Origin of the sequence: Leyella stercorea, from assembly GCF_019052365.1 — a bacterium.
Taxonomy (GTDB): Bacteria; Bacteroidota; Bacteroidia; order Bacteroidales; family Bacteroidaceae; genus Prevotella.
This window is the reverse complement of sequence record NZ_JAHQUY010000050.1, coordinates 1-21,570: the sequence shown is the minus strand read 5'-3', so window position 1 is coordinate 21,570 and position 21,570 is coordinate 1. Positions and strand designations below refer to the sequence as shown.

14 protein-coding genes and 1 tRNA gene are annotated in these 21,570 nt (G+C 54.4%); 6 read left to right on the top strand and 9 right to left on the bottom strand.

From position 1 onward, the window contains the following. Positions 1-149 precede the first annotated feature (149 nt). The 5 genes from KTQ90_RS13750 to KTQ90_RS09380 all read right to left on the bottom strand — a co-directional run bounded on the left by KTQ90_RS13750 (position 150) and on the right by KTQ90_RS09380 (position 7,586). Positions 150-2,162 (bottom strand): fibronectin type III domain-containing protein, encoded by a 2,013-nt coding sequence (locus KTQ90_RS13750; RefSeq protein ID WP_254359684.1) that lies wholly within the window; start codon positions 2,160-2,162, stop codon positions 150-152. A gap of 18 nt (positions 2,163-2,180) precedes the next feature. Continuing rightward, on the bottom strand, positions 2,181-3,440 hold the full coding sequence (locus KTQ90_RS09395) for an FtsX-like permease family protein (protein ID WP_254359682.1): 1,260 nt from the start codon (positions 3,438-3,440) through the stop codon (positions 2,181-2,183). Next, the gene (gene rbfA / locus KTQ90_RS09390) at positions 3,440-3,775 is read right to left on the bottom strand and encodes a 30S ribosome-binding factor RbfA (protein WP_217318202.1); all 336 of its coding nucleotides are present in this window, start codon (positions 3,773-3,775) and stop codon (positions 3,440-3,442) included. The genes KTQ90_RS09395 and rbfA overlap by 1 nt, the downstream gene beginning before the upstream one ends. A gap of 200 nt (positions 3,776-3,975) precedes the next feature. Further along, on the bottom strand, positions 3,976-5,775 hold the full coding sequence (locus tag KTQ90_RS09385; protein ID WP_217318201.1) for an Omp28-related outer membrane protein: 1,800 nt from the start codon (positions 5,773-5,775) through the stop codon (positions 3,976-3,978). 35 nt (positions 5,776-5,810) lie between these two features. Continuing rightward, a complete protein-coding gene (locus tag KTQ90_RS09380; protein WP_217318200.1) occupies positions 5,811-7,586 on the bottom strand; it encodes an Omp28-related outer membrane protein in 1,776 nt (591 codons plus the stop codon). Between the two features lie 219 nt (positions 7,587-7,805). Here KTQ90_RS09380 and KTQ90_RS09375 point away from each other — a divergent pair, with 219 nt between their 5' ends. The 3 genes from KTQ90_RS09375 to KTQ90_RS09365 all read left to right on the top strand — a co-directional run bounded on the left by KTQ90_RS09375 (position 7,806) and on the right by KTQ90_RS09365 (position 10,465). Continuing rightward, positions 7,806-8,465 carry a hypothetical protein gene (locus KTQ90_RS09375; RefSeq protein WP_007900654.1) on the top strand — a complete coding sequence of 220 codons (660 nt, stop codon included), beginning with the start codon at positions 7,806-7,808 and terminating at the stop codon, positions 8,463-8,465. 3 nt (positions 8,466-8,468) lie between these two features. Next, the gene (ribD, locus tag KTQ90_RS09370) at positions 8,469-9,419 is read left to right on the top strand and encodes a bifunctional diaminohydroxyphosphoribosylaminopyrimidine deaminase/5-amino-6-(5-phosphoribosylamino)uracil reductase RibD (RefSeq protein WP_217318199.1); all 951 of its coding nucleotides are present in this window, start codon (positions 8,469-8,471) and stop codon (positions 9,417-9,419) included. 326 nt (positions 9,420-9,745) lie between these two features. After that, positions 9,746-10,465, top strand: coding sequence for an ABC transporter ATP-binding protein (locus KTQ90_RS09365; protein WP_217318198.1), 720 nt, complete (start codon positions 9,746-9,748; stop codon positions 10,463-10,465). A gap of 172 nt (positions 10,466-10,637) precedes the next feature. On the opposite strand, the gene KTQ90_RS09360 is transcribed toward KTQ90_RS09365, so the two are convergent. Further along, positions 10,638-12,332, bottom strand: a complete 1,695-nt coding sequence (locus KTQ90_RS09360; protein ID WP_217318197.1) for a Na/Pi cotransporter family protein — start codon at positions 12,330-12,332, stop codon at positions 10,638-10,640. Between the two features lie 142 nt (positions 12,333-12,474). Here KTQ90_RS09360 and KTQ90_RS09355 point away from each other — a divergent pair, with 142 nt between their 5' ends. The 3 genes from KTQ90_RS09355 (at position 12,475) to KTQ90_RS09345 (ending at position 16,914) form a co-directional block, all read left to right on the top strand. Continuing rightward, entirely contained in the window at positions 12,475-14,136 is a 1,662-nt protein-coding gene (locus KTQ90_RS09355) for a nucleoside kinase (RefSeq protein WP_217318196.1), read from the top strand. Positions 14,137-14,324: 188 nt separating this feature from the next. Further along, positions 14,325-15,818, top strand: coding sequence for an alkaline phosphatase family protein (locus tag KTQ90_RS09350; RefSeq protein WP_217318195.1), 1,494 nt, complete (start codon positions 14,325-14,327; stop codon positions 15,816-15,818). Positions 15,819-16,500: 682 nt separating this feature from the next. After that, positions 16,501-16,914, top strand: coding sequence for a GxxExxY protein (locus KTQ90_RS09345; protein WP_217318194.1), 414 nt, complete (start codon positions 16,501-16,503; stop codon positions 16,912-16,914). Positions 16,915-17,305: 391 nt separating this feature from the next. Here the strand turns inward: KTQ90_RS09345 and KTQ90_RS09340 are convergent, their stop codons facing one another. From KTQ90_RS09340 to KTQ90_RS09330, 3 genes are all read right to left on the bottom strand, one after another. After that, complete coding sequence (locus tag KTQ90_RS09340) at positions 17,306-19,318, bottom strand: protein-disulfide reductase DsbD family protein (RefSeq protein WP_217318193.1); 2,013 nt, start codon at positions 19,316-19,318, stop codon at positions 17,306-17,308. Between the two features lie 35 nt (positions 19,319-19,353). After that, a tRNA-Arg gene (locus KTQ90_RS09335) sits at positions 19,354-19,425 on the bottom strand. 120 nt (positions 19,426-19,545) lie between these two features. After that, positions 19,546-21,411, bottom strand: a complete 1,866-nt coding sequence (locus KTQ90_RS09330; protein WP_217318192.1) for an AAA domain-containing protein — start codon at positions 21,409-21,411, stop codon at positions 19,546-19,548. Positions 21,412-21,570: the final 159 nt, after the last annotated feature.

Genomic DNA, 21,570 nt, shown 5'->3' with positions numbered 1-21,570 from the left:
TCAATCCGTTGTAAAAATAAAACACAGACAAGTGTGTAGAATTACAACGGATTAAACGGATTAAACGGATTTCTGTATTATCGTAAAATCGGATTAAACGAATTTCAGCTTGATACGAAAGCTATCGTAAAGCGGATAGCCGCTACATATTACTTCACGACAACCTTGCGTGTTGTGCCGTCAGACATGCGAACGATGTTCACACCCTTCTGCGGAGCAGCGAGCTGAGTGCCGTCCACTGCGTAGCGAGCCACCTCTACGGCAGCAGCGTCGGCTGTGGCGTCGTTGATGGCTGTGGATGTAGCCTCGTGGATGAGCTGCAACTCAGACGGACCGCTGTACCAGTTGTACTCGAGGTTGAGGAAGAGCGACTTGTGGTTGTTCACTGCCACTACACGCTGATAGATGTTCTTCTTAGCATAGTCGGCTGGCAATGTGACACTTGCCTTAGCATCCACCAAACCAGGCTGACACTCGATGCAAGTAGCGAAGGCATCACCCTTCTTCAGCTGCTGTGTCACCTTGAGGTTGTCGATGTAAAGCACGCTCGGTCCGTCGGTAGCGTAGATAACAATCTTCGCATCCTCGTAACCCTTGCTGAACTCGCACTCTACGTTCTTCCAAGTCTTCTTGTCGAGGTCGAAGTGCTTACGCTCCACCTCCTCGTACAGACCCGTTTCGGGGTTGAACGCAACGATGGCAGCGATGGCGTTTACCTGATACTCCGGATAGTTGTGCTCCTTGTCGAGGTCGTCAGATGCGTAGTCGCCCCAGAGCGAGACATTCAGCTTCACGCTGCTGTCGGCAGAGATGTTGAGTACGGGAGTCTCAAACTTTGCGTAGCGTTTCAGGTCCTCACCAGTCTCAGCATCCTGAACATTTTTTACAACGTCATAGAAGTAGTTCCATCCGTCGACCATTACATATCCTCCTGTGAGCGGTGCCCAATAGGTAGCAAAGCAGCCATTCATGTTTGTGCCCTTAGGATAGCCCTTAGCTTGAGACAGAAGATCCTTAGGTTCGTTGCCCGGAGTCCAGTCCATCTTAGAGCCGTTGGCGTCGGTTACGCTGTTGAAGTCCTCGTCGAGGAGTGTGAACTCGCCGTCGTTCTCAGCGATGCGGTCCTCGTACACATAATAATTATAGAAGAGTGCGTTTGGAATCTCTTCCCATGTAGCGGTGTAGTTGCCGTTGGCGTCAATCTCCACGTCGTTCGGCGTGGGCGACTGCAGCTCGTTGAGCACCACGTAGCGCGAGGGCTGCGACTTGTTCTCGCCGTCAGAAGCCGTCACGTTGTAGCGGTAGATAACGCCCGGCACGATGCCGCGCACGGTGCAGATGGTGTCGGTGGTCTCGAGGTCGGTAACAACCTGCTCACCAATATTACCCTCTTCGTCCGATTTATACACATTGACATAATACTTTGTTGCGCCTTCAACCTTGTTCCAGCGTGGGCGGAAACTTGTACCTGTGTAGAAGATGTGGCGCAGCACGTTAGGCGAGCCAACGGCTGTCTTCTCGTAGTAGACCTTGAAGTCGTCCATGAGCACCTTCACGCCGTTCTCCTCGCGGAAGATGACACGTGTGGCTTTCTTGCCCTGCTCAAAGCGCAGCGTGAACTCCTTCCACTCGTTAGTCATGCCCTCCACGTTGCCGAACTCCGCATAGACAGGGTTCTTCGGGTCGGTAACGTCCTGTGCGGTGTAGCCCAAGCCTACATAACCCGGCGTGTTGTTGGCGAGACGCGCGCGGAACGACACGAAGTAGATGCCGTTGTCGGCAGATGCGTCGAAAACGGGAGTGTTGAAGTGCGCAGCGATGTAGTCGTCAGCGCGTGTGTTGTTGAAGAAGATCATGCCACCGGCTGGGTATACCTGATACGATCCCCATCCCGGTGTCTGCGTATAATCGGGATTCACGCACGAGTAGAAGATGTCGTTAGACGGCATACCAGTGCATGTGTTGATGTTGAAAGAGAGGTCGGGGTTGTTCTCCGAACCCGAAGTCATCTTCGAGAAGTCCTCGTTGAGGATGATTGCCTGTTCGGCGTTCGCCTTTGCCGCAGGCTGCACAGTCTGTGCATTAGCGGTTTGCGTTGCTACTGCCGTCGGAGCGGCGAGCAGGACAGCAAGAGCTGCTGTCAAGCAATGTTTCTTGTTCATTGTTTTCTTTAGATTTGTTTATATTGTTGTTGCTTTTCTGCCCATTATCTGACGGCGCAGGCGGCGCGCCGGAATCCACGATGCCGCCCATCCTATCAGTATCACGGTGATGAACACTACGAGCACATCCACGTAGTGAACGCTCACGGGGTAGGCGTTGACGATAAACGTGCCCGAGCTGTCGCCCATCTTCACGAAGCCGAACGCCTGCTGCAGTCCGCAGAGCGCCAGTCCGAGACCGATGCCTATCAGCGCGCCCACAGCCGATATGATGCGACCCTCGTAGAGGAAGATGCTCACTATCTGGCGGTCGCTGGCTCCGAGGTTGTGCAGCGTGTTGATGTCGTCCTTCTTGTCGATGATGAGCATCGAGAGCGAGGAGATGATGTTGAAGCACGCCACGATGAGTATGAACGTGAGGAACACGTACGCCAGCACCTTCTCTATCTGCATGATGCGGAACGTGTCTTCCTGCTGCTCGAAGCGGTCGAGCACGCGGAAGTTCTCGCCTGCCGCTGCCTTTATCTCCTGCTTCGCCTCAGCGAGGTCGGTGCCCGGCTTCAGGCGCAGCTGCAGCGAGGAGAGCATTCCGTCCTGGTCGAAGAGCTGTCGGGCGAAGTAGATGGACGTGATGATGCGGTCGCGGTCGTACTTGTTCTGGTTCACCGCGAACACAACGCCCGGCGAAAGCAGCGAGTCGACCACGAAGCCGTCTGTCGGCGTGTCGAGGTCGGTGAGCTGTCCCTGACGCACGGGTGCGTAAATCTTAAGATAGTCTGCCCAGCGAGCGCCGAGCCCCATGTCCTGCGCCAGACGTATGCCCGGCACGCCGAAGTAGAGGTTGGCAACGCGCAGCGTGAACTCGCCGTCGCCGTAGAGTATGTCGCCGATGCGCGTGAGCTGGTCGAAGTTCTCGTCGACGCCCATCACCGTCACCATGCGCTGGCGGTCGCCGTAGACGGCAATCGCCTGGTCCTCCACCACGTCGGTAGCCACGTCTACGAAGTTGAGATGGCGTATCTTGTCGAGCTCCGGCGCGTCGGCGTTGACGGTCTTTCCCTTCGCCGGCACCACTTCTATCTGTGGGTCGAAGTTGGTGAAGAGCGACGCCACGAGGTCGTGGAAGCCGTTGAACACGCTCAGCACTATCACCAGCGCCATCGTAGCCACCGCCACGCCCGTAACGGATATGAAACTGATGACGTTGATGGCGCCCACGCTCTTCTTCGAGAACATGTAGCGACGCGCTACGTAGAATGAAAAGTTTCTCTTCAACATTACTTCTTCAACAGTTCATCAATACGTTCGATGTAGTCGAGCGAATCGTCAACGAAGAAACGCAGCTCGGGGATGATGCGCAACTGGTTGCGCACGCGTGTGCTAAGCTCGTAGCGGATAGACTTCTCGTTGGCAGCCACGTTCTTCAGCAGTTCGTCCGACTTCTCTGAGGGGAAGATGCTGAGATAGGCGGTGCAGATGCTGAGGTCGGGCGACACACGGCAGCGTGTAACGCTCACCATTACGCCGTGCATGGCACGTGTCTGACTCTGGAAAATAAGGCTAAGCTCCTTCTGCAGGAGGCGTGCTATACGGTTTTGTCTTGTTTCTTGCATAGTTCTTTTTTTGTATGTATTACGTTGTTTTTATATGTATTACGTTAATTATCCTACTTGTTTTCCGTTATTTATCCAATTTATGCAAAGTTACGGTAAATATAATAATGTACAAAAGTTTTTTAGTTTTTTTGTGGATATATACGAGAAGAGCCAGAACTCGAACGAGTCCTGGCTCTTGATATATGTATGAAGCGTGCTTAAAGCACAATCTTCTTCACGAATGTCTGCTTGCCCTTTGTCAGGCGCACGATGTACATGCCCGACTTGAGGTTGGTGTTGGCTACAGCCTTGCCGTCGACGGTGTAGACACTGATCTTGCCGTCGAAGTTCGGCGCGTCGATGTAGCCGTTGAGGAAGGTGATGGCAGGCATCTCCACGTTGTTGATGTCGCGGATGGCGGTCTCTGTGGGCTGCATCTCCTTGATAGGCACCTCAACCACGTTCTCAACGTACTTCGAGTTGCGGTCGATGACGAAGGCGATGAGCTTCAGGTTCTTGTAGTTCTTAATGTTTTTAGGCAGGTCAAGCTCAACAGTGTGGCTGAATGCGTCGCCGCTGTTTATCTGCTTCGGGAATACGTCGCTGATGCCCTCGTTCACCTCGTAGCCCAAGCGAGCCACGTGCTGAAGGTCAAGTTCTACCTCTTTCCCCTTTTTCTCCCAACCATAGTACGACTTCACCGAACCGGCATAGGCGTTTCTCTGCTTGTAGCCCGTCACGTCGTTCTCTATCACGGCGAAAGCCAAGCCGTAGTTGGCGTTGGTCTGTTCGCGGTTGAACTTCATGACTGCCGTTGCACTCACCTTCGAGTGGTTGTCGTCGGTGAAGTTGGCGATAGCGTCGATGCCGAGCACCGAGCCGCTGTTGATGAACGCCTTCACGTAGAGTTCATTTTTATCGGTAATGTCAAGACTGTTTGTACGGCGACGGTCGTAAGTGCCTTTGGGGAAGCCTCCAGTTATACCGTATGTGTATGACGGACACTCCAACTCTGTAGGTGTGCCGCTGTAGCAATGCTTTGCAATAGCCACAAACTGTCCTGGGAACTTTGTGTGGTTCTGCGATATCTCCTCGATGCCGCGCACACACCACGGGCACTTGACGCCTGTGTACTCCTCCATATACACACGCTTTACGTCCTGCACGTTGGCTGTGACGATTGTAGATGTGTATGTGTTGTTGCCGTCATAAGCGTCCTCCTCGCCGTTCACCTTCACGAGGCGCACCTTCAGATTCTCGCAGCCCTTCGCGTCGGGAGCGTTGCAAGTGAAGGCGAACTCGTCTTCGGCGCGTGCCGTTACGGTCTGCTCTACGTCGGCGAACTGCTCTTCTGAGTTGCCGATGGTGTAGCCGAAGCGGAGCGATGTTATCTTTGCAGCGGCGAAGTTGAGCAGCTTGCCCTTAATCTGATAGGTATCGCCCACGGCTGTTATCACCTTCTTCACGCCGCAGATAGCCACGTCTACCGGTATCTCCGTGCCTTCAACGCGCATCTGCAGAGCGAGAGCAGGCGCATTGTCTGGAGTCTGCTTGGTGTTGTCTGTCCATCCGCTACCGAAGTCGGTGAGGTTGCCGCCTTCGCAGTATTCGTCGGTCACACCTACGACGTTGATGTCGCTCGTAAACTCGTAGCCGATGTAGAACGGATCGCCGGTTATAGTATAGGCGTCGTCGAAGAGCACCGAGTTAAGGCCCTTGTTGCCCATATCCGCCATCTTCTCTGTAGCGTACGCACCGTTGAGGTCTTCAGCCACGAACGCCTTCACGGTCTCAGCCTTGTCGGTGAGCGAGAAGCGCATGCCGGTCACCTTCAGACCCTTGTACATCTGTGCCACCTCAGCAGGTATGTATATGGCAGCCTTGCCCTGACGAGTGCCGATGCTGCCGTACGGAAGGTCGGTTGCCGCCTTTCCGGCGTAACCCCAGTAGGTATATTTTGCGTTAGCCGCCGTCACAACGAGCAGCAGCATAAGCAGGAGTGAAGTTATCTTCTTCATTGGTTCTGTATTGTTTTAAATTGATTGTATTCTCTTTAGAATGTAATCTTCTTCACGAAGTTCTGCTTGCCGTCGGTGCCACGCACGATGTACATGCCACGAGCGAGCGAAGCGTTCTTCACGAGCAGTCCGCCTACGGTGTACACCTGCAGCTTGCCGTTGAAGCCGTCGGCAACGATGCTGCCGTTGCGCAGGCTGAGGTCGGGCGCCGGTGTAGAGGTAATGTCGGCGATAGATGTCTCGCCAGCCTCAAGCACGGGCACCTCAACGGCATTCTCCACGTAGCCGTGGTCGCCACGGTTGATGAGGAAAGCTACAACCTTGATGTTGTCGCGGTTCTTCACGTTCGACGGAACGTTGAGCACGGTGTTGTGATTGTAGATAGTAGTGCTGTACACGTCGTTCACGGGGATGCTGTTCTCGATGCCGCCGCTGATGCCGAAGCCTGCACGAGCCACGTGGTTGAGCGTTACGGTAGCCATCGAAGGCTTGTTCTCCCATCCGTCGAGCTCGCCGTATCTGCCACCTGCGTAACCGTTGTTCTGCTGATAGCCTGTCACGCCGTCCTCGATGATGGCGTATGCTATGCCGAAGCTGCAGTTGGTCATATCCTTTACGAACTGCACATTGGTGTTCACATTGATGTGTGTATAGTCGCCTGCCACGTAGTTAGCCTGGGTCTCGATGCCTGCGATTGTGGGGAAGTTATTGAGCACACCCTCAACGTACATGAGTGTTGTAGAGACATCGGGGTCGAACTTAGCGCGGCGGTCTACTGCTGCCTGCGGATATACGCCCCAGTCAGCATACTCGTACGACGGGCAGAGCAGTTCCTTCGGTGTGCCATCGAAGCCGTGCTTTGCGATAGCGATGAAGTTGTCGGGATACTTCTCCTTGCACTTCTCGATAGAGACGATGCCGCGCGGACAGTTGCCGCAATAGATGCCGGTAGCCTCCTCCATGAGCACGCGCTTTGTGATGGCGACAGATGTCATCATCACGTTGCACTCTGTAGCGTCGTTGGCTGGGTTGACGTCTTCATCAGCCACAACGCGCACCTTCAGCTTGTGTGTGCCCTTGGTCTTGATGCCGGGGTGAGTGAAGCTGAACACGTTCTCGCTGCGGTCGCCGAGTGTCTCGTCGAAGTCGACGAACTGCTCCTCGCCGCCGTCCACGCTGTAGGCGATGCGGTAGCTGTAGAGCTTCGTAGCCGAGAGGTTCACCACCTTAGCCGAGACGTTGAACGGCTCGTTCTCCTTTGTAGCGATGTCGCGCAGACCCATCACGCTGAGGTCAACGGGCAGGTTGTCTGCCTCGATGCGTGCGGTGAGCGAGAGAGCGTTGGCTCCGTTAGCTGCGTTGTCCACCCATCCGTTGCCGAAGTCGGTATAGTTAGAGTAGGCTGTCTTGTTGGCTACATAGCCTATGCATGCGTCCAGTCCGCTCACTTCGTAGCCGATGTAGAACGCCTCGCCGGTGATGGTATATGCTGCGTCGAACTTCACGATGTTGTTGCCCTTGTTTGCCTTGTCGCTCACCTTAGTGGCGAACGGCGTGGCGTTGAGGTCGGTTGTGGCGAACACGCTCAGCTTGCTTGCCTGAGCAGCTAAGCCGACACGCACGCCGGTGAGCTGACAGCCTTTGTACAGCTGCGCCACCTCCGCAGGGATATAGATGGCTGCCTTGCCGTAGGCTGAGGAGCCGTAAGCGCCGACGATGTCCTTGTCGCAATAGCCCCAGTAGGCGAACTTAGCGTTTGCTGCCGTCGCCATGAGCAACAGCATGAGCAGTAGTGTAGTGATTTTCTTCATATTATAGATGTTTATAGTTATTTCCTCAGGATGTATAATCTTTTCTATTATAGATGTTTAAAGCTTTTTCGAAGCGCAACAAAATTACTACTAATTTTAGAAAAAACGATGTTTTTTAGGCGTATTCTTTTGACATTTCGTAAAATTATCGTACTTTTGGAGGTACAGATGCAAATCTGAATAACTTGTACAACCTAAATTACTAAGATAACAGTTACTATGGAAAAGAAGATAACGCAAGAAAATTTTGAAGATACTTATGTTGACAGTATCGAGTTGGAGCGCATTGACAAGTTCGTGTGCGACGAGATGGCACGACAGATTCACCGCTACATAAAGGCGATGAAGGGCTCAAAGGCTATCATGCTCAAGTTTGAGGAGCAGCTGGCTACGCTCACCGTGCCCGAGAAGGAGAAGGCGATAGCACGCTACATCGACCTGAACCGCAAGGTGATTTCGGGTCTCGACTTCAAGGTGGTGCTCGCACGTGCCATGGCAAACTACTCTGACACGTTCGCCTACCTCGTTGAACTGGTGAACAACAAGCGCAAGATGGTGTTCTATCTGAACCGCATCCGCGAGAAGTACGAGCAGTATCATGAGGTGTACGAGGAGAACGGCAAGTTCGGCATCAAGGACCATCAGGGCAACGTGCTCGTGCCGGCTCACTACGACTTCCTCCGCACGCCGTATGTGTATGTCGACGACTTGCGCTCGCTGCCTGTCATCGCGCAGCGCGACGGCAAGATGGGCCTCGTGATGCCCGACGGCAAGGAGACCGTTGTGCTCGACTTCATCTACGACGACATCGAACTGCGCGACGAACCGCCCTATTTCGAAGCGTACGCAGGAGAGGAAAAAACATTGTTTGACCTTTAAGTTATGGACCAACTTTATATGCGCCGCTGCCTCCAGCTCGCTGCCAACGGACGCCAGAACGCCAAGCCCAATCCTATGGTGGGCGCCGTGATTGTTGCAGCCGACGGACGCATCATCGGCGAGGGATACCATGTGCGCTGCGGCGAAGGACACGCTGAGGTGAACGCCTTTGCTTCGGTGCGACCCGAGGACGAAGCGCTGCTCGCCGGCGCCACGATATACGTCAGCTTGGAGCCATGCTCCCACTATGGCAAGACGCCGCCCTGCGCCGACCTTATTATAAAGAAAGGTGTGCGCCGCTGCGTCGTGGGCTGCGTCGACCCGTTCGCTGCCGTGCAGGGTCGTGGCATACAGAAGTTGCGCAACGCCGGCATAGAGGTGACGGTGGGCGTGCTCGAAGAAGAGTGTCGCGAGCTGAACCGCCGCTTCATCACGTTCAACGAGAAGCGACGCCCGTACATCATACTGAAGTGGGCGCAGACCGCCAATGCGTTCCTCGACGACAACGGCAAGGCATGTGCCATATCCACGCCGTTCACGAAGATGCTCGTTCACAAGTTGCGCGCCGAGAACGACGCCATTCTCGTGGGTCGCGTTACCGACGAACGCGAACATCCACAACTCGATGTGCGCCACTGGGCGGGCAAGTCGCCGCGCCGCATCGTCATCGACCACAACCGACCGGCGTTCGAGGGCTTGGACTTCTCGAAGCCTGTCATTCCGCAACTGCTCGAATGGCTGCATCAGGAGAAGTGCCAGTCGCTCATCGTGGAGGGCGGAGCATGCACACTGCGCTCGTTCATCGAGGCTGACGCATGGGACGAGATACGCGTGGAGACGGCACCGTTCTGCGTGAGCGGCGGCACAGCGGCTCCCACTCTGCCTGACGACGTGCGCCTTGTGCGCCACGAGGTGTACGACCATAACATTATTGCCACATATCACCGCCGATGAACAAAGAACTCCCTATAGTGTTGCACAACCTCGCCGTTGGCTATTCAAAAAAGGGGGTGCACTTGTCTCAAGTGCACCAACAAAGCGATAAAGCCAATCAGGGGGTGCACTTGTCTCAAGTGCACCAACAAAGCAATGAAACCAATCAGGGGGTGCACTTGTCTCAAGTGCACCAACAAAGCAATAATGCCAATCAGGGGGTGCACTTGTCTCAAGTGCACCAGCAAAGCAATAAAGCCAATCAGGGGGTGCACTTGTCTCAAGTGCACCAGCAAAGCGATGAAGCCCAACGGTTGGTGCAGTTGAGACAACTGCACCCCCTGGATATGCGCTGCGTAGCCTCCGACCTCAACGCCACGGCATGCCCCGGATCGCTCACTTGCCTCATAGGCCACAACGGCACGGGCAAGTCGACGCTGCTGCGCACCATTGCGCACTTGCAGCCGGCGCTCGACGGCAGCGTGTTCATCGGTCCCGACGACATAACTATGCTTCGCCCGAGCCGCCTCTCACGAATGATTTCGATTGTGCTCACCTCGCGCCCCGACGCTCGCAACATGACCGTCGAGGAACTTGTTGCGCTCGGACGTGCGCCCTACACCGGCTTCTGGGGTCGACTCTCTGCCGACGACCGCCTCATCGTGCGCCAATCGATAGAGAGCGTCGGCATTGCGCCGATGGCTGAGCGCCGCGTGTGCAGCCTCAGCGACGGCGAGATGCAGAAGGTGATGATAGCGAAGTCGCTCGCGCAGCAGACGCCGGTGATTCTGCTCGACGAGCCTACCGCCTTCCTCGACTTCCCTGGCAAGATCGACTTGATGTTGCTGTTGCAACGTCTTGCCCACGAGGAACGCAAAACGATTCTTCTTTCCACTCACGACCTTGAGACAGCCATGCAGACTGCCGACCGTCTGTGGCTTCTCGCCAACGGCGCATTGCACGACGGCACGCCGCACGAACTCGCCGACCTTGGTTTCATTGACGATTATATTGGTCGGAAGAACGTTAAGTTCGACAGAGAAACGCTCAGCATACAAATTATTTAGGGGGTGCACTTGTCTCAAGTGCACCAACAAAGCCGAGCGGAGACAAGTGCACCCCCTACTGAATACTATTGCTTTGTTAGTGCACTTGAGACAAGTGCACCCCCTACTGAATACTATTGCTATGTTGGTGCACTTGAGACAAGTGCACCCCCTATTTTACTTTTTTACTTTTCTACGCCGTGTGCTGGCGTGTGCCCATACGAGCCTCAACCACATTCACCACATAGTCGCCGAGTTTCTCGCACTCCGACACGATATCCATGTACATTGTGCCGATAGCGTAAGTGTACTTGTGGTCGTTGATGTCGTTGATGTTCTGCGAGCGCAGCTGGTTGCGATAGTTGTTTATCTCGTTCTCCACGTTGAAAGAGCGGTTGATGTCGAGCGAGTCGCGGCGTCCGGTGAGCATCACGTTCATCTGTGTGAGTGCGTCGTCGGTGAGCTCCAGCATCTGGTGCAGGTGCTCGTACTGCTTCTCGGTGAAGTCTTCCTTGCCCTTTAACTTGCGACTGAGCGTGCGTGCCACGTTGTAGCAAGAGTCGCCGATCGACTCAATCTCCGAAATCTCGCGGAGCATAGCGCGAATCTTCGCCTTGGTATCGTCCGAAAGATGAGCGTCGCTGACGTTGTTCAGATAGTTGGCTATCTCAATCTCCATGTTGTCCGAGATGCACTCGTACTTCTCTATACGCGTATAGAGCTTGTTGAACTTCGCCTCGTCCTTCACGCCGAGCAGTTCGCGTACCATGCCGAACATACGCTGTATGCGCTCTGCGAACGACTGAATCTCCTTCTGTGCCTCAAGCACCGAGAGCTCTGGCGTCTTCATGATTGAAGTGCCACCGATGTAACGCAGACGGAAGTCGTCCTCGTCCTTGCGGTTAGACGGTTTGATAACGTAGCATACGAAGCGCTCCATCTGCGGGATGAACCAGATAAGCACGGCTGTGTTGCATACGTTGAACGTGGTGTGGAACGCTGCGAGCACTACCGAGAGGCGTGCTGCGTCGATGTGGTCGGCATGCGGGTTGACACCCACGAAGCCGCACACCATGTCGATGAACGGATAGAAGCCGCAGAGCACCCATATCACACCGAATACGTTGAACGTGAGGTGGGCGAAGGCTGCACGACGCGCCTGTGTGTTGGCGCCCATCGCTGCGATGTTAGAGGTGATGGTGGTGCCGATGTTCTCGCCCAATACCAGTGCGATACCCATGTAGATAGGCAGCACGCCCGACGAGCAGAGCACCATGGTGATAGCCATGAGGGCTGCCGACGACTGCATGCAGAACGTCAGCACGGTGCCGATGCCGAGGAACGAGAATATGGTGAGATAGCTATCCTTGTCGAAAGAAGCGAAGAAGTCGATGACAGTCTGGTTGTGACTGAGGTCCATCTCCTTACCCGTTGCGCCGAGCGTAGAGATAGCGAAGAACATAAATGCCACGCCGAAGAGGAAGTCGCCGATGTAGCGGTGGCGCTTGCTGTAGATGAGTAGCAGGGCGATGAAGAACGCGGGGAACACGAGGTTCGCCATGTTGAACGAGAAGCCGAGCGTCATAATCCACGCCGTGAACGTAGTGCCGATGTTGGCACCCATGATGACGGAGATGGCTTGAGCAAGGGTTAGCAGTCCGGCGTTGACAAACGAAACGGTCATCACCGTGGTAGCCGTAGACGACTGTACCGAGGCTGTTACAAACATACCGGTCAGCAGTCCGGTGAAGCGGTTGGTGGTCATTGCGCCGAGAATATGGCGGAGCTGTGAGCCTGCCATCTTCTGCAGAGCCTCGCTCATCACCTTCATACCGTAGATGAGGAGGGCCAATGAACCGATGATCTTAAAAATAATCCAAATCGACATATTTTTTTAATATAATTTATGTGGCGTTTATGCGCGTTGTGTCGAAAAAAGAAAGTACCTTTGTTATTGGCAAGTTACTTAGTAAGTAGTTGAAAGCCTCTTTGGATAGATTTCAGTATAAAACCTTTAAAGCTTTAGCCAAATGAAACAGTTGATACAAATCCGTTGCAAAAATAATAAAAAAACTTTAAAAGTGGAAACAGGGAGTACACTTTCTGATATTTTTTCTCAGCTTGATGTAAAGATGCCTTATCCGCCGGTGAGCGCCAAGGTGAATAACAAGGTTGAGGGACTCCACTACCGTGTCTACAATCCGAAGGATATTGAGTATCTTGACGTAACGTCGGCGTCGGGCTCGCGTGCTTATACTCGCACGCTCTTCTTCGTGCTCTGCAAGGCTGTTCACAAACTGTTTCCCGAGAGCAACGTCGTCATCGACATACCGGTGAGCAACGGCTACTACTGCGACCTGCGCCTCGGACGCCCCGTGACGGAGGCTGACGTCGACCTTATCCGCGGCGAGATGCAGAGCCTGGTAGACCGCCATCTGCGCATACGCCGTCATCAGGTGCCCACCGACGAGGCGATACGCATCTTCGAGGACCTCGGCTACAAGTCGAAGGCGATGCTGCTGCGCACTACCGGTAAGCTCTACACTACATATTATGATATAGAGGGCTTCATCGACTACTTCTACGGCACGATGCTCGTCAACACGGCGCAGCTCACACTCTTCGGACTCGAGAAATACTACGACGGACTGCTGCTGCGCATCCCGTCGCGCGAGGACCCTACGCAGCTCGGCGCACTGGTGCGCCAGGACAAGATGTTCGACATCTTCCAGGAACACCACCGCTGGCAGAACCTGCTGGGCTTGTCTACCGTCGGAACGTTCAACGAGGCGGTCAACCGCGGTCTTACTACCGATATTATCAATGTGTCGGAGGCGCTGCAGGAGAAGAAGATTGCGAAGATTGCGGAGGACATCGCTCGCGAGTCGCGTGTGAAGATGGTGCTCATCGCTGGTCCGTCGTCGTCGGGCAAGACCACGACGTGCAAGCGCCTCTCCATTCAGCTGCTCTGCAACGGCATACACCCCGTGCCCATCTCGCTCGACGACTACTTCGTCGACCGCGAGAAGACACCGCTCGACGCTCAGGGCGACTACGACTACGAGTCGCTCTATGCGCTCAATCTCGAACTGTTCAACAAGCAGCTCTTGCAGCTCTTCGCCGGCGAGGAGGTGGAGCTGCCGCGCTACAACTTCCAGACGGGCCGCAGCGAGATGAGCGGCAAGCGTATGCGCATGGAGCCTAACGACGTGCTCGTGGTGGAGGGCATCCATGCGCTCAACCCCGAACTGACGGCGCAGGTAGACGAGCAACTGAAGTATCGTGTGTATGCCTCGGCGCTCACCACTATCCTCCTCGACGAGCACAACTACATCCCTACTACCGACAACCGACTGCTGCGCCGCATCGTGCGCGACTTCAAGTATCGCGGCTGCTCGGCTCGCGACACCATCCGTCGCTGGCCCAGCGTGCGTGCCGGCGAGAACAAGTGGATCTTCCCTTATCAGGAGAACGCCGACACGATGTTCAACACGGCGATGATCTACGAGTTAGCTGCCATCAAGACGCAGGCTGAGCCGCTGCTCGAGCAGGTGCCCGAGAACTGCGACGAGTATGCCGAGGCGTATCGCCTACGCAAGTTCCTCGGCTACTTCAACGCCATCGACCACACCGTCCTACCACCGACATCGCTCCTGAGAGAGTTCCTCGGAGGCAGCTCGTTCACGTATTAAGCCCCTCCCCACCCTCCCCGTCGGGGAGGGCTTGGTTAGCTGACAAAGAGGCTTAGTGCCCTCGGCTTAAAGAGGCTTAGAAAGGCTTAGAAAGGCCTATCAACAAGTTAGCAGACAAAGAGGCTTAGTAAGGCCTATCAACAAGTAAGCAAGCAAACAAACAACAACAATAAAAAGCCAAAAAACAAATGAAAAAAATCTTTTTATCTCTTCTTGTGTGCATCATGGCGCTCACTGCCTCTGCACAAGTGGCTCGTCCGAAACTCGTTGTCGGTCTTGTTATCGACCAAATGCGTTGGGACTACATGTATTATTACTACGACAAGTACGGCGAGGGCGGCATGAAGCGCCTCATGGCTGAAGGCTTCTCATGCGACAACCAGATGCTCAACTACGTGCCTACCATCACCGGCGTAGGACACTCCTCTATCTACACCGGAGCCGTGCCTGCTGCCAACGGCATCCCGGGCAACGACTTCTATCTCGACGGCAAGCGTGTCTACTGCACCGACGACCCTGACGCAAAGGGCGTGGGCACCGACTCTAAGGCTGGCTGCATGTCGCCGAAGAACATGCTCGGCACTACCATCGGCGATATGCTGCGCTGCGCTACCGACTTCCGCTCTAAGGTTATCGGCATCGCTCTGAAGGACCGCGCTTCCATCCTTCCTGCCGGACACGCTGCCAACGCTGCCTACTGGTACGACAAGTCGGTGGCTGGCTTCATCACCAGTTCTTACTACATGGACGCTCTGCCCGACTGGGTGAAGAAGTTCAACCGCGCTTCTGGCATGAAGAAGGGCTACGACCCGAAGTCGGGCTCCGACGGCGTTACGCTCACATTCAACATGGCGGAGGCTGCACTGAAGAACGAGCAGCTGGGCAAGGGCGAAACGCCCGACATGCTCTGCATCAGTATCTCGTCTACCGACGCCATAAGCCACAAGACGGGCACATGGTTCTCGCCGGGCAAGGAGAACGAGGAGGTGTTCCTCACGCTCGACCGCGACATGAAGAAGTTCTTTGAGGCGCTCGACGCTCAGGTGGGCAAGGGCAACTATCTGTTGTTCCTCACTGCCGACCACGGTGGCAGCCACAACCCGAACACGCTGAAGGAGCACAAGCTGCCTGGTGGCGGTTGCGACATGGGCGCAAAGATGCGCGACCTCAACGAGAAGCTGAAGGCTGAGTTCGGACTCGACATCAAGTATGCTAAGGATATCATCGGCGAGAGTCTCTACCTCGACCACGACTTGCTGGCGCAGAACAAGCTCTGCCTTGAGAAGGTGAAGGCGGCTGCTATCCGCATCCTGAAGGCAGACACCGACCTGCAGTGGGTCATCGACTACGAGAAGGCGGCTTACGCTTCTGCTCCGCAGTGGGTTCGCGAGCGTGTTGTCAATGGTTACTATCGTGGTCGCTCGGGCGACATCATCCTCATGCCGCGCATCAACTACTTCGAGTGGCCCGTGGGCAAGGACTTCTACGGTTCGTCGCACGGCACATGGACTCCGGCTGACACTCACATTCCACTCGTCTTCATGGGCTGGAACATCAAGCCGGGTCACACCAACCGCCAGACTCACATGGACGATACAGCGCCTACTGTCTGCTCGCTGCTGCACATCCAGATGCCCGACGCTTGCACCGGCAACCCCATCGTAGAGGTTACTGACAAGTAAATAAGTACGCGAAAAAATCCTCCATATCTACCAGGATTGCTGTAACCGTCACGGTATGAGCACAAAAAGGGCTGGAAGATAGGTCTCGGAAGTGTAATATCTTCCAGCCTATCTTCCAGCCTTTTCTTTTATCCTCCCACAGATGTCACTGACGACACGGATTGTTAGACTGCGTTGAATCAACAACGGATTAAACGGATTTATTGCTGATGTTTTTTTTAACAACGGATTGAACGGATTAATCGGATTTACTGCTGCTTGGGAAGAATTAACAACGGATTTATCGGATTAAACGGATTACTACTGCTGTATTAATTTAACAACGGATTAAACGGATTGAACGGATTCTTGCTGCTTGGGATATTTAAACGGATTAAACGGATTTTTACGCACCCATCGAATCCGTTCAATCCGTTTAATCCGTTGTTAATTTAACGCGCCCTTAACGCACCCATCGAATCCTTTCAATCCGATAAATCCGTTGTTAACTTAACGCAGTCCTTAACGCACCCATCGAATCCGTTCAATCCGATAAATCCGTTGTTAACTTAACGCAGCCCTTAACGCACCCATCGAATCCGTTTAATCCGATAAATCCGTTGTTAAAAAAAATCGCGTTTATACAATAAACGTGTAGATTTACGTTTATAGAATATACTAACCGATAAAAATTGATTGCATTATGAGCGAACTACTTTATAAGAATGAGTCGTGGGCAATACGCCAAGCGACTTTTGAGGTGCATAAATTGTTAGGATGCGGCTTTCTGGAAAAGGTGTATCAGGAAGCATTGGCAGAGGAGTTCCGTCTGCGTGGCATTCCTTTCGAACGCGAGAAAGCTATACGCATACAATATAAAGGTAAGCTATTGGAACAGGAATACTTTGCCGATTTTGTGTGTTATGACAAGATTATTATTGAATTGAAGGCTCTCAAAGAAATACATGACGTGCATAAAGCACAAACTTACAACTATCTGCGTGCTACCGATTATGCACTTGGTCTGTTGATGAACTTTGGTGAACATTCGCTTGTAGTGGAACGTATAGTAAACTTCAATTCATCAAGAATCAACAGCGAATTAAAATCCGTTTAATCGGATTTTACGCAGCCAACAAGATTTTTTAACAACGGATTAGCGGATTAATCGGATTTTTTACGCATCAAACGATATTTTTTAACAACGGATTGAACGGATTAAACGGATTTTTACGCAGCCAACAAGATTTTTTAACAACGGATTAAACTGATTAAACGGATTTTTACGCAGCCAACGAATCCGTTTAATCCGTTGTTAAATTAATGTAGCAGCAGGAATCCGTTTAATCCGTTCAATCCGTTGTTAATATTACGCAGACAAAGATATTTTTTAACAACGGATTGAACGGATTAATCGGATTTTTACGCAGCCAACGTTAGCAGCATCTGCTTCCAGGGAGTGCACAAAAAAGGGGTGCACTTGAAAAAGTGCACCCCCTTTAGAGTATTTATCGCTTAGCGTATGCTTCCAAACCTGCGTTGAGGAAGTCCATGTACTCAGAGATGTTCTCGTCGTACGAGCGGCTGCCGGTGAGCGGCATGCCCTCGTTGTCTACGAGGATGTACATCGGCTGAGTGTTAGAACCGAACTTGTAGCGCTGCAGGTAGCTCCACTTGTCGCCTACAGTGCGCAGCGTGCGCTTCGTTCCGTCGGTGTCCGTCACCTCCATCTGCTCAGGCAGCGGAGTCTTGTCGTCCACGAAGAGCGAGATGAGCACATACTTCTGGTTGAGCAGGTCAGCCACCTTGGCGTCTGTCCATACAGCAGCCTCCATCTTGCGGCAGTTCACGCAGCCGAAACCGGTGAAGTCTACCATTACCGGCTTGCCCTCCAGACGTGCGGCAGCCATACCTGCCTCGTAGTCGGTGAAGCGCGGGTGCACCTCGTTCTTATAGAGGTTGAAGTCCTGTGTGTTCATTGGCGGTGCGAACGCAGAGACCGCCTTCAGCGGAGCGCCCCACAAGCCAGGAATCATATAGAATGCGAATGCGAGCGAAGCCAGCGCGAGGAAGAACTGCGGCACGTTGGTGCGGCGTCCCTCGTCGTCGTGCGGGAAGTTGAAGAGTCCGAGCAGGTAGAGACCGAGCAGCGAGAAGAGCGCTATCCAGAGAGCGAGGAATGTCTCGCGGTCGAGGATGTGCCAGCCGTATGCGAGGTCGGCTACAGAGAGGAACTTCAGTGCGAACGCCAGCTCCACGAAGCCGAGCGTCACCTTCAGCACGTTCATCCAGCCACCCGACTTAGGTGCCGACTTGAGCAGTGTGGGGAACATGGCGAACAGAGCGAACGGCACAGCCAGTGCGATGGCGAAGCCGAGCATACCGATTGTCGGAGCCACGATGCTGCCCTCTGAGGCTACTGCCACGAGCAGGAAGCCGATGATAGGACCGGTGCAAGAGAAGCTCACGAGCGAGAGTGTGAACGCCATGAGGAAGATGCTGAGCAGACCACTTGTCTCCTCCGACTTCTGGTCCATCTTGTTGCTCCACGACGACGGCAGCGTAATCTCGAACGCTCCGAAGAACGAAGCGGCGAACACTACGAGCATCAGGCAGAACGCTATGTTGAAGATGGCGTTGGTAGAGAGCGCGTTGAGCGCACTCGCGCCGAAGAGCATCGACACTACGAGTCCGAGCGCCACGTAGATCACTACGATTGACACGCCGTAGATGACTGCCTCGCGGATAGCCTTCTTGCGACTCTTGTTGCGCTTCAGGAAGAAGCTCACGGTCATCGGGATGATAGGCCATACGCACGGTGTGAAGAGCGCAACGAGTCCGCCCACGATACCTGCGAGGAATATGTAGAAGAGCGAGTTGCTCACCGGCTGGTCGTAGTCGTTGAGCTGGTCGATAACCGGTGTCCAGAGCTTCTTCACCTCTGCTTTGTCGAGTGCTGCGGGGGCTGCTGCGGCTGCGCTGTCTGTGGCTGCCACGGCTGCTGTGTCGGCGGTAGCGGCTGCCTCTTCCGCTGCCTCCTCTTCCTTAGCTGCCTCGCCGTCTACGGCTGGCGACTTGCCCTGCTTGTGCAGCTCCACCTGTGTGGGCGGCATGCACATCTCTTCGTTGCACGCACCGAACTCGAGGTAGCACTTTATGGTGTAATTGGGCTTGGTGAACTTCACCTTCTGCACGAACTGTACAGAGTGCTCGAAGTAGCGCAGCTTCATGCCGAACATCGGATCCATCTCCGATATCTCCCTGCCGCGCGGTGTGAGCTTGCCTACCAGCTCTACGCCGTCTTTCTTGTCTACATGGAACGACGCCTCGATGGGGCCGTCGCTGCCGAGATTGGTGGAATAGACATGCCATCCCTTCTGAATCTTTCCGCTGAAGACAATCTCGCCCTCCGCGGTGCTGCCCGTCTTGAGTTGCGCTGTGAACTTCACGGGGTCATGCATCTGTGCGTTGCAGAACATTGCAACGAGCATCAGAAGCATCAGTGTCATCGCTTTCTTCATAAAATTAGTGATTCTGAATGTTGTTGAATTAGTTGTACTCCCACCGGGAATCGAACCCGGATCAAAGGTTTAGGAAACCTCCGTTCTATCCATTGAACTATAGGAGCAGCATGCGGGTTTCGCAGGAGGCTGTCCTGCGAAACTTTAACACCTTATAATATATTGCACAATATAGGCTCGCAAATTTATTGATTTTTTCTGAATATAAGAAATAAAACACCTTTCTTTTATGTTTTATTATTAGTTGCCCACTCGTACAGCTTCTTGTAGAACGGGTGAACGGTCATTGTGGCTGCCGAACCGAGTATGATGAGCTTCATTCTTGCGCGCGTCATGGCTACGTTCATGCGGCGCAGGTCGCGCAGGAAGCCTATCTCGCCTCCGTCGTTGTTGCGCACGAGCGAGATGATGATGATGTCGCGCTCCTGTCCCTGAAAACCGTCGACGGTGTTCACGCTGATGGCGCGGCGGTAGGGTCTGAAGAACTCGCTCTGGCGTATCATCTTGCCGAGCAGCTGCACCTGTGCGCGGTATGGCGATATGATGCCCACGTCGATGTGCTCGTCGAGGATGCGCTGCTTGCCCACCTTCTCGAAGTATTGCTGCAGGGTCTGCAGCGTCAGCTCTGCCTCGGTGCGGTTGATGCGTCCGAAGTTCTCGCCCACGAACTCCTCCTTGCCGTCTGCCTCCGACGTGTCTACCCACATCATCGGGCGGTCGTAGTCGAGTATGCTGCGGTGCTCTATGCCGGGCGCGGTCTGCACCTCGCCGCCGTAGAACCAGTCGCTCGAGAAGCGCATTATCTGCTCGTTCATGCGATACTGCACCTTCAGCAGCGTCACCACCTCGGGCTTTGCCTTCACGATGCGTTCCATGAGTGTGGTGCCGAGTCCGCCCTTCAGTGCCATGATGCTCTTCACGGTTGGGGGCAACTGGCAGTGGTCGCCGGCGAAGATGACGCGTCCGGCGCGGCGTATGGCTATCCAGCAGGCTGCTTCGAGCGCCTGTGCCGCCTCGTCGATGAAGAGCGTCGAGAACTTCTCGCCTTCGAGCACGCGGTTGGCGGCGCCGGTGAGGGTGCATGCCACGACGCGCGCTTCGCCGAACAGCGAGGCGCGTATGCGCAGCTCTATCTCCGTGGCGCGACTCTTCAGGCGGTCCATCTTCTGATGCCACGCGTCCGAGCGGCGTCGCTCGCCGCGCAGTTCTCTGATGGCTTTGCGTATGCTCCAGAGCTGCGGATAGTCGGGGTGCGCCTCGAAGCGTCGCTCGTAGCTGAACGAGAGCATCTTGTCGTTGACGCGTGTGGGGTTGCCAATGCGCAGCACGTTCACGCCGCGGTCTACGAGCTTCTCCGATATCCAGTCGACCGCCATGTTGCTCTGTGCGCATACCATCACCTGACTCTCTCTGCGCAGCGTCTCGTAGATGGCTTCCACGAGTGTCGTGGTCTTGCCCGTTCCCGGCGGTCCGTGCACCACGGCTACGTCCTTGGCGCGCAGCACCTCGTTCACGGCTTGCTCCTGCGAGGCGTTGAGCCAGGGCAGGCGCATGGGTTCGAACGTGAGCTTCTGTGCCGGCGCCTTAGTGTAGAAGATGTCGCGCAGGGCAGCGAGGCGCCCCGTCTTGGCGCTTATCACGCGGTCGAGGGCGTCGAACATGAGGCGGTAGCTTGTCTCGTCGAAGAAGAGCTGCAGTCCGATGGCTTCCGAGCGCTGCAGGTCGGCGATGCGCCCGCTGTTGGGCAGTGCCACGACGATGCGGTCGTGGTCGGCGTAGCTCACGGTGGCTGTGAACGACATATACTGTATGCGTTCACGGCGCGTCTTCTCGTCGCGTCGCACGGTGAAGAAGCAGACGGGTCGTCCCGGCTCGAAGTTATGCTCTATGTCCGAGTCCTTGGTGCGCGTCACCTCCACCACTACCTGGTTGAGCGAGTTGTAGTAGCAGTTGCCGATGGTCACGGGGAACCAGGCGTCGCCGCGCCTTATCTTGCGCTCCACGCCCATCGTCTCGGTCTGCTTTCTAAACTCCTCCTTCTCGTGGTTGTATTCTATCTCGAGAAGCATTCGCTGCTGCTGTAATGTCGTCATATCATTATTCTTTTTATTCTCCCACGGATTACACTGCTGATACTTTTTTAACAACGGATTTATCGGATTAAACGGATTCCTGCTGCTACTTTTTTTAACAACGGATTTAACCCAAATCGGTCATTAGGATTTCTCTGTGTCGTACGGCAAAGAGAAATC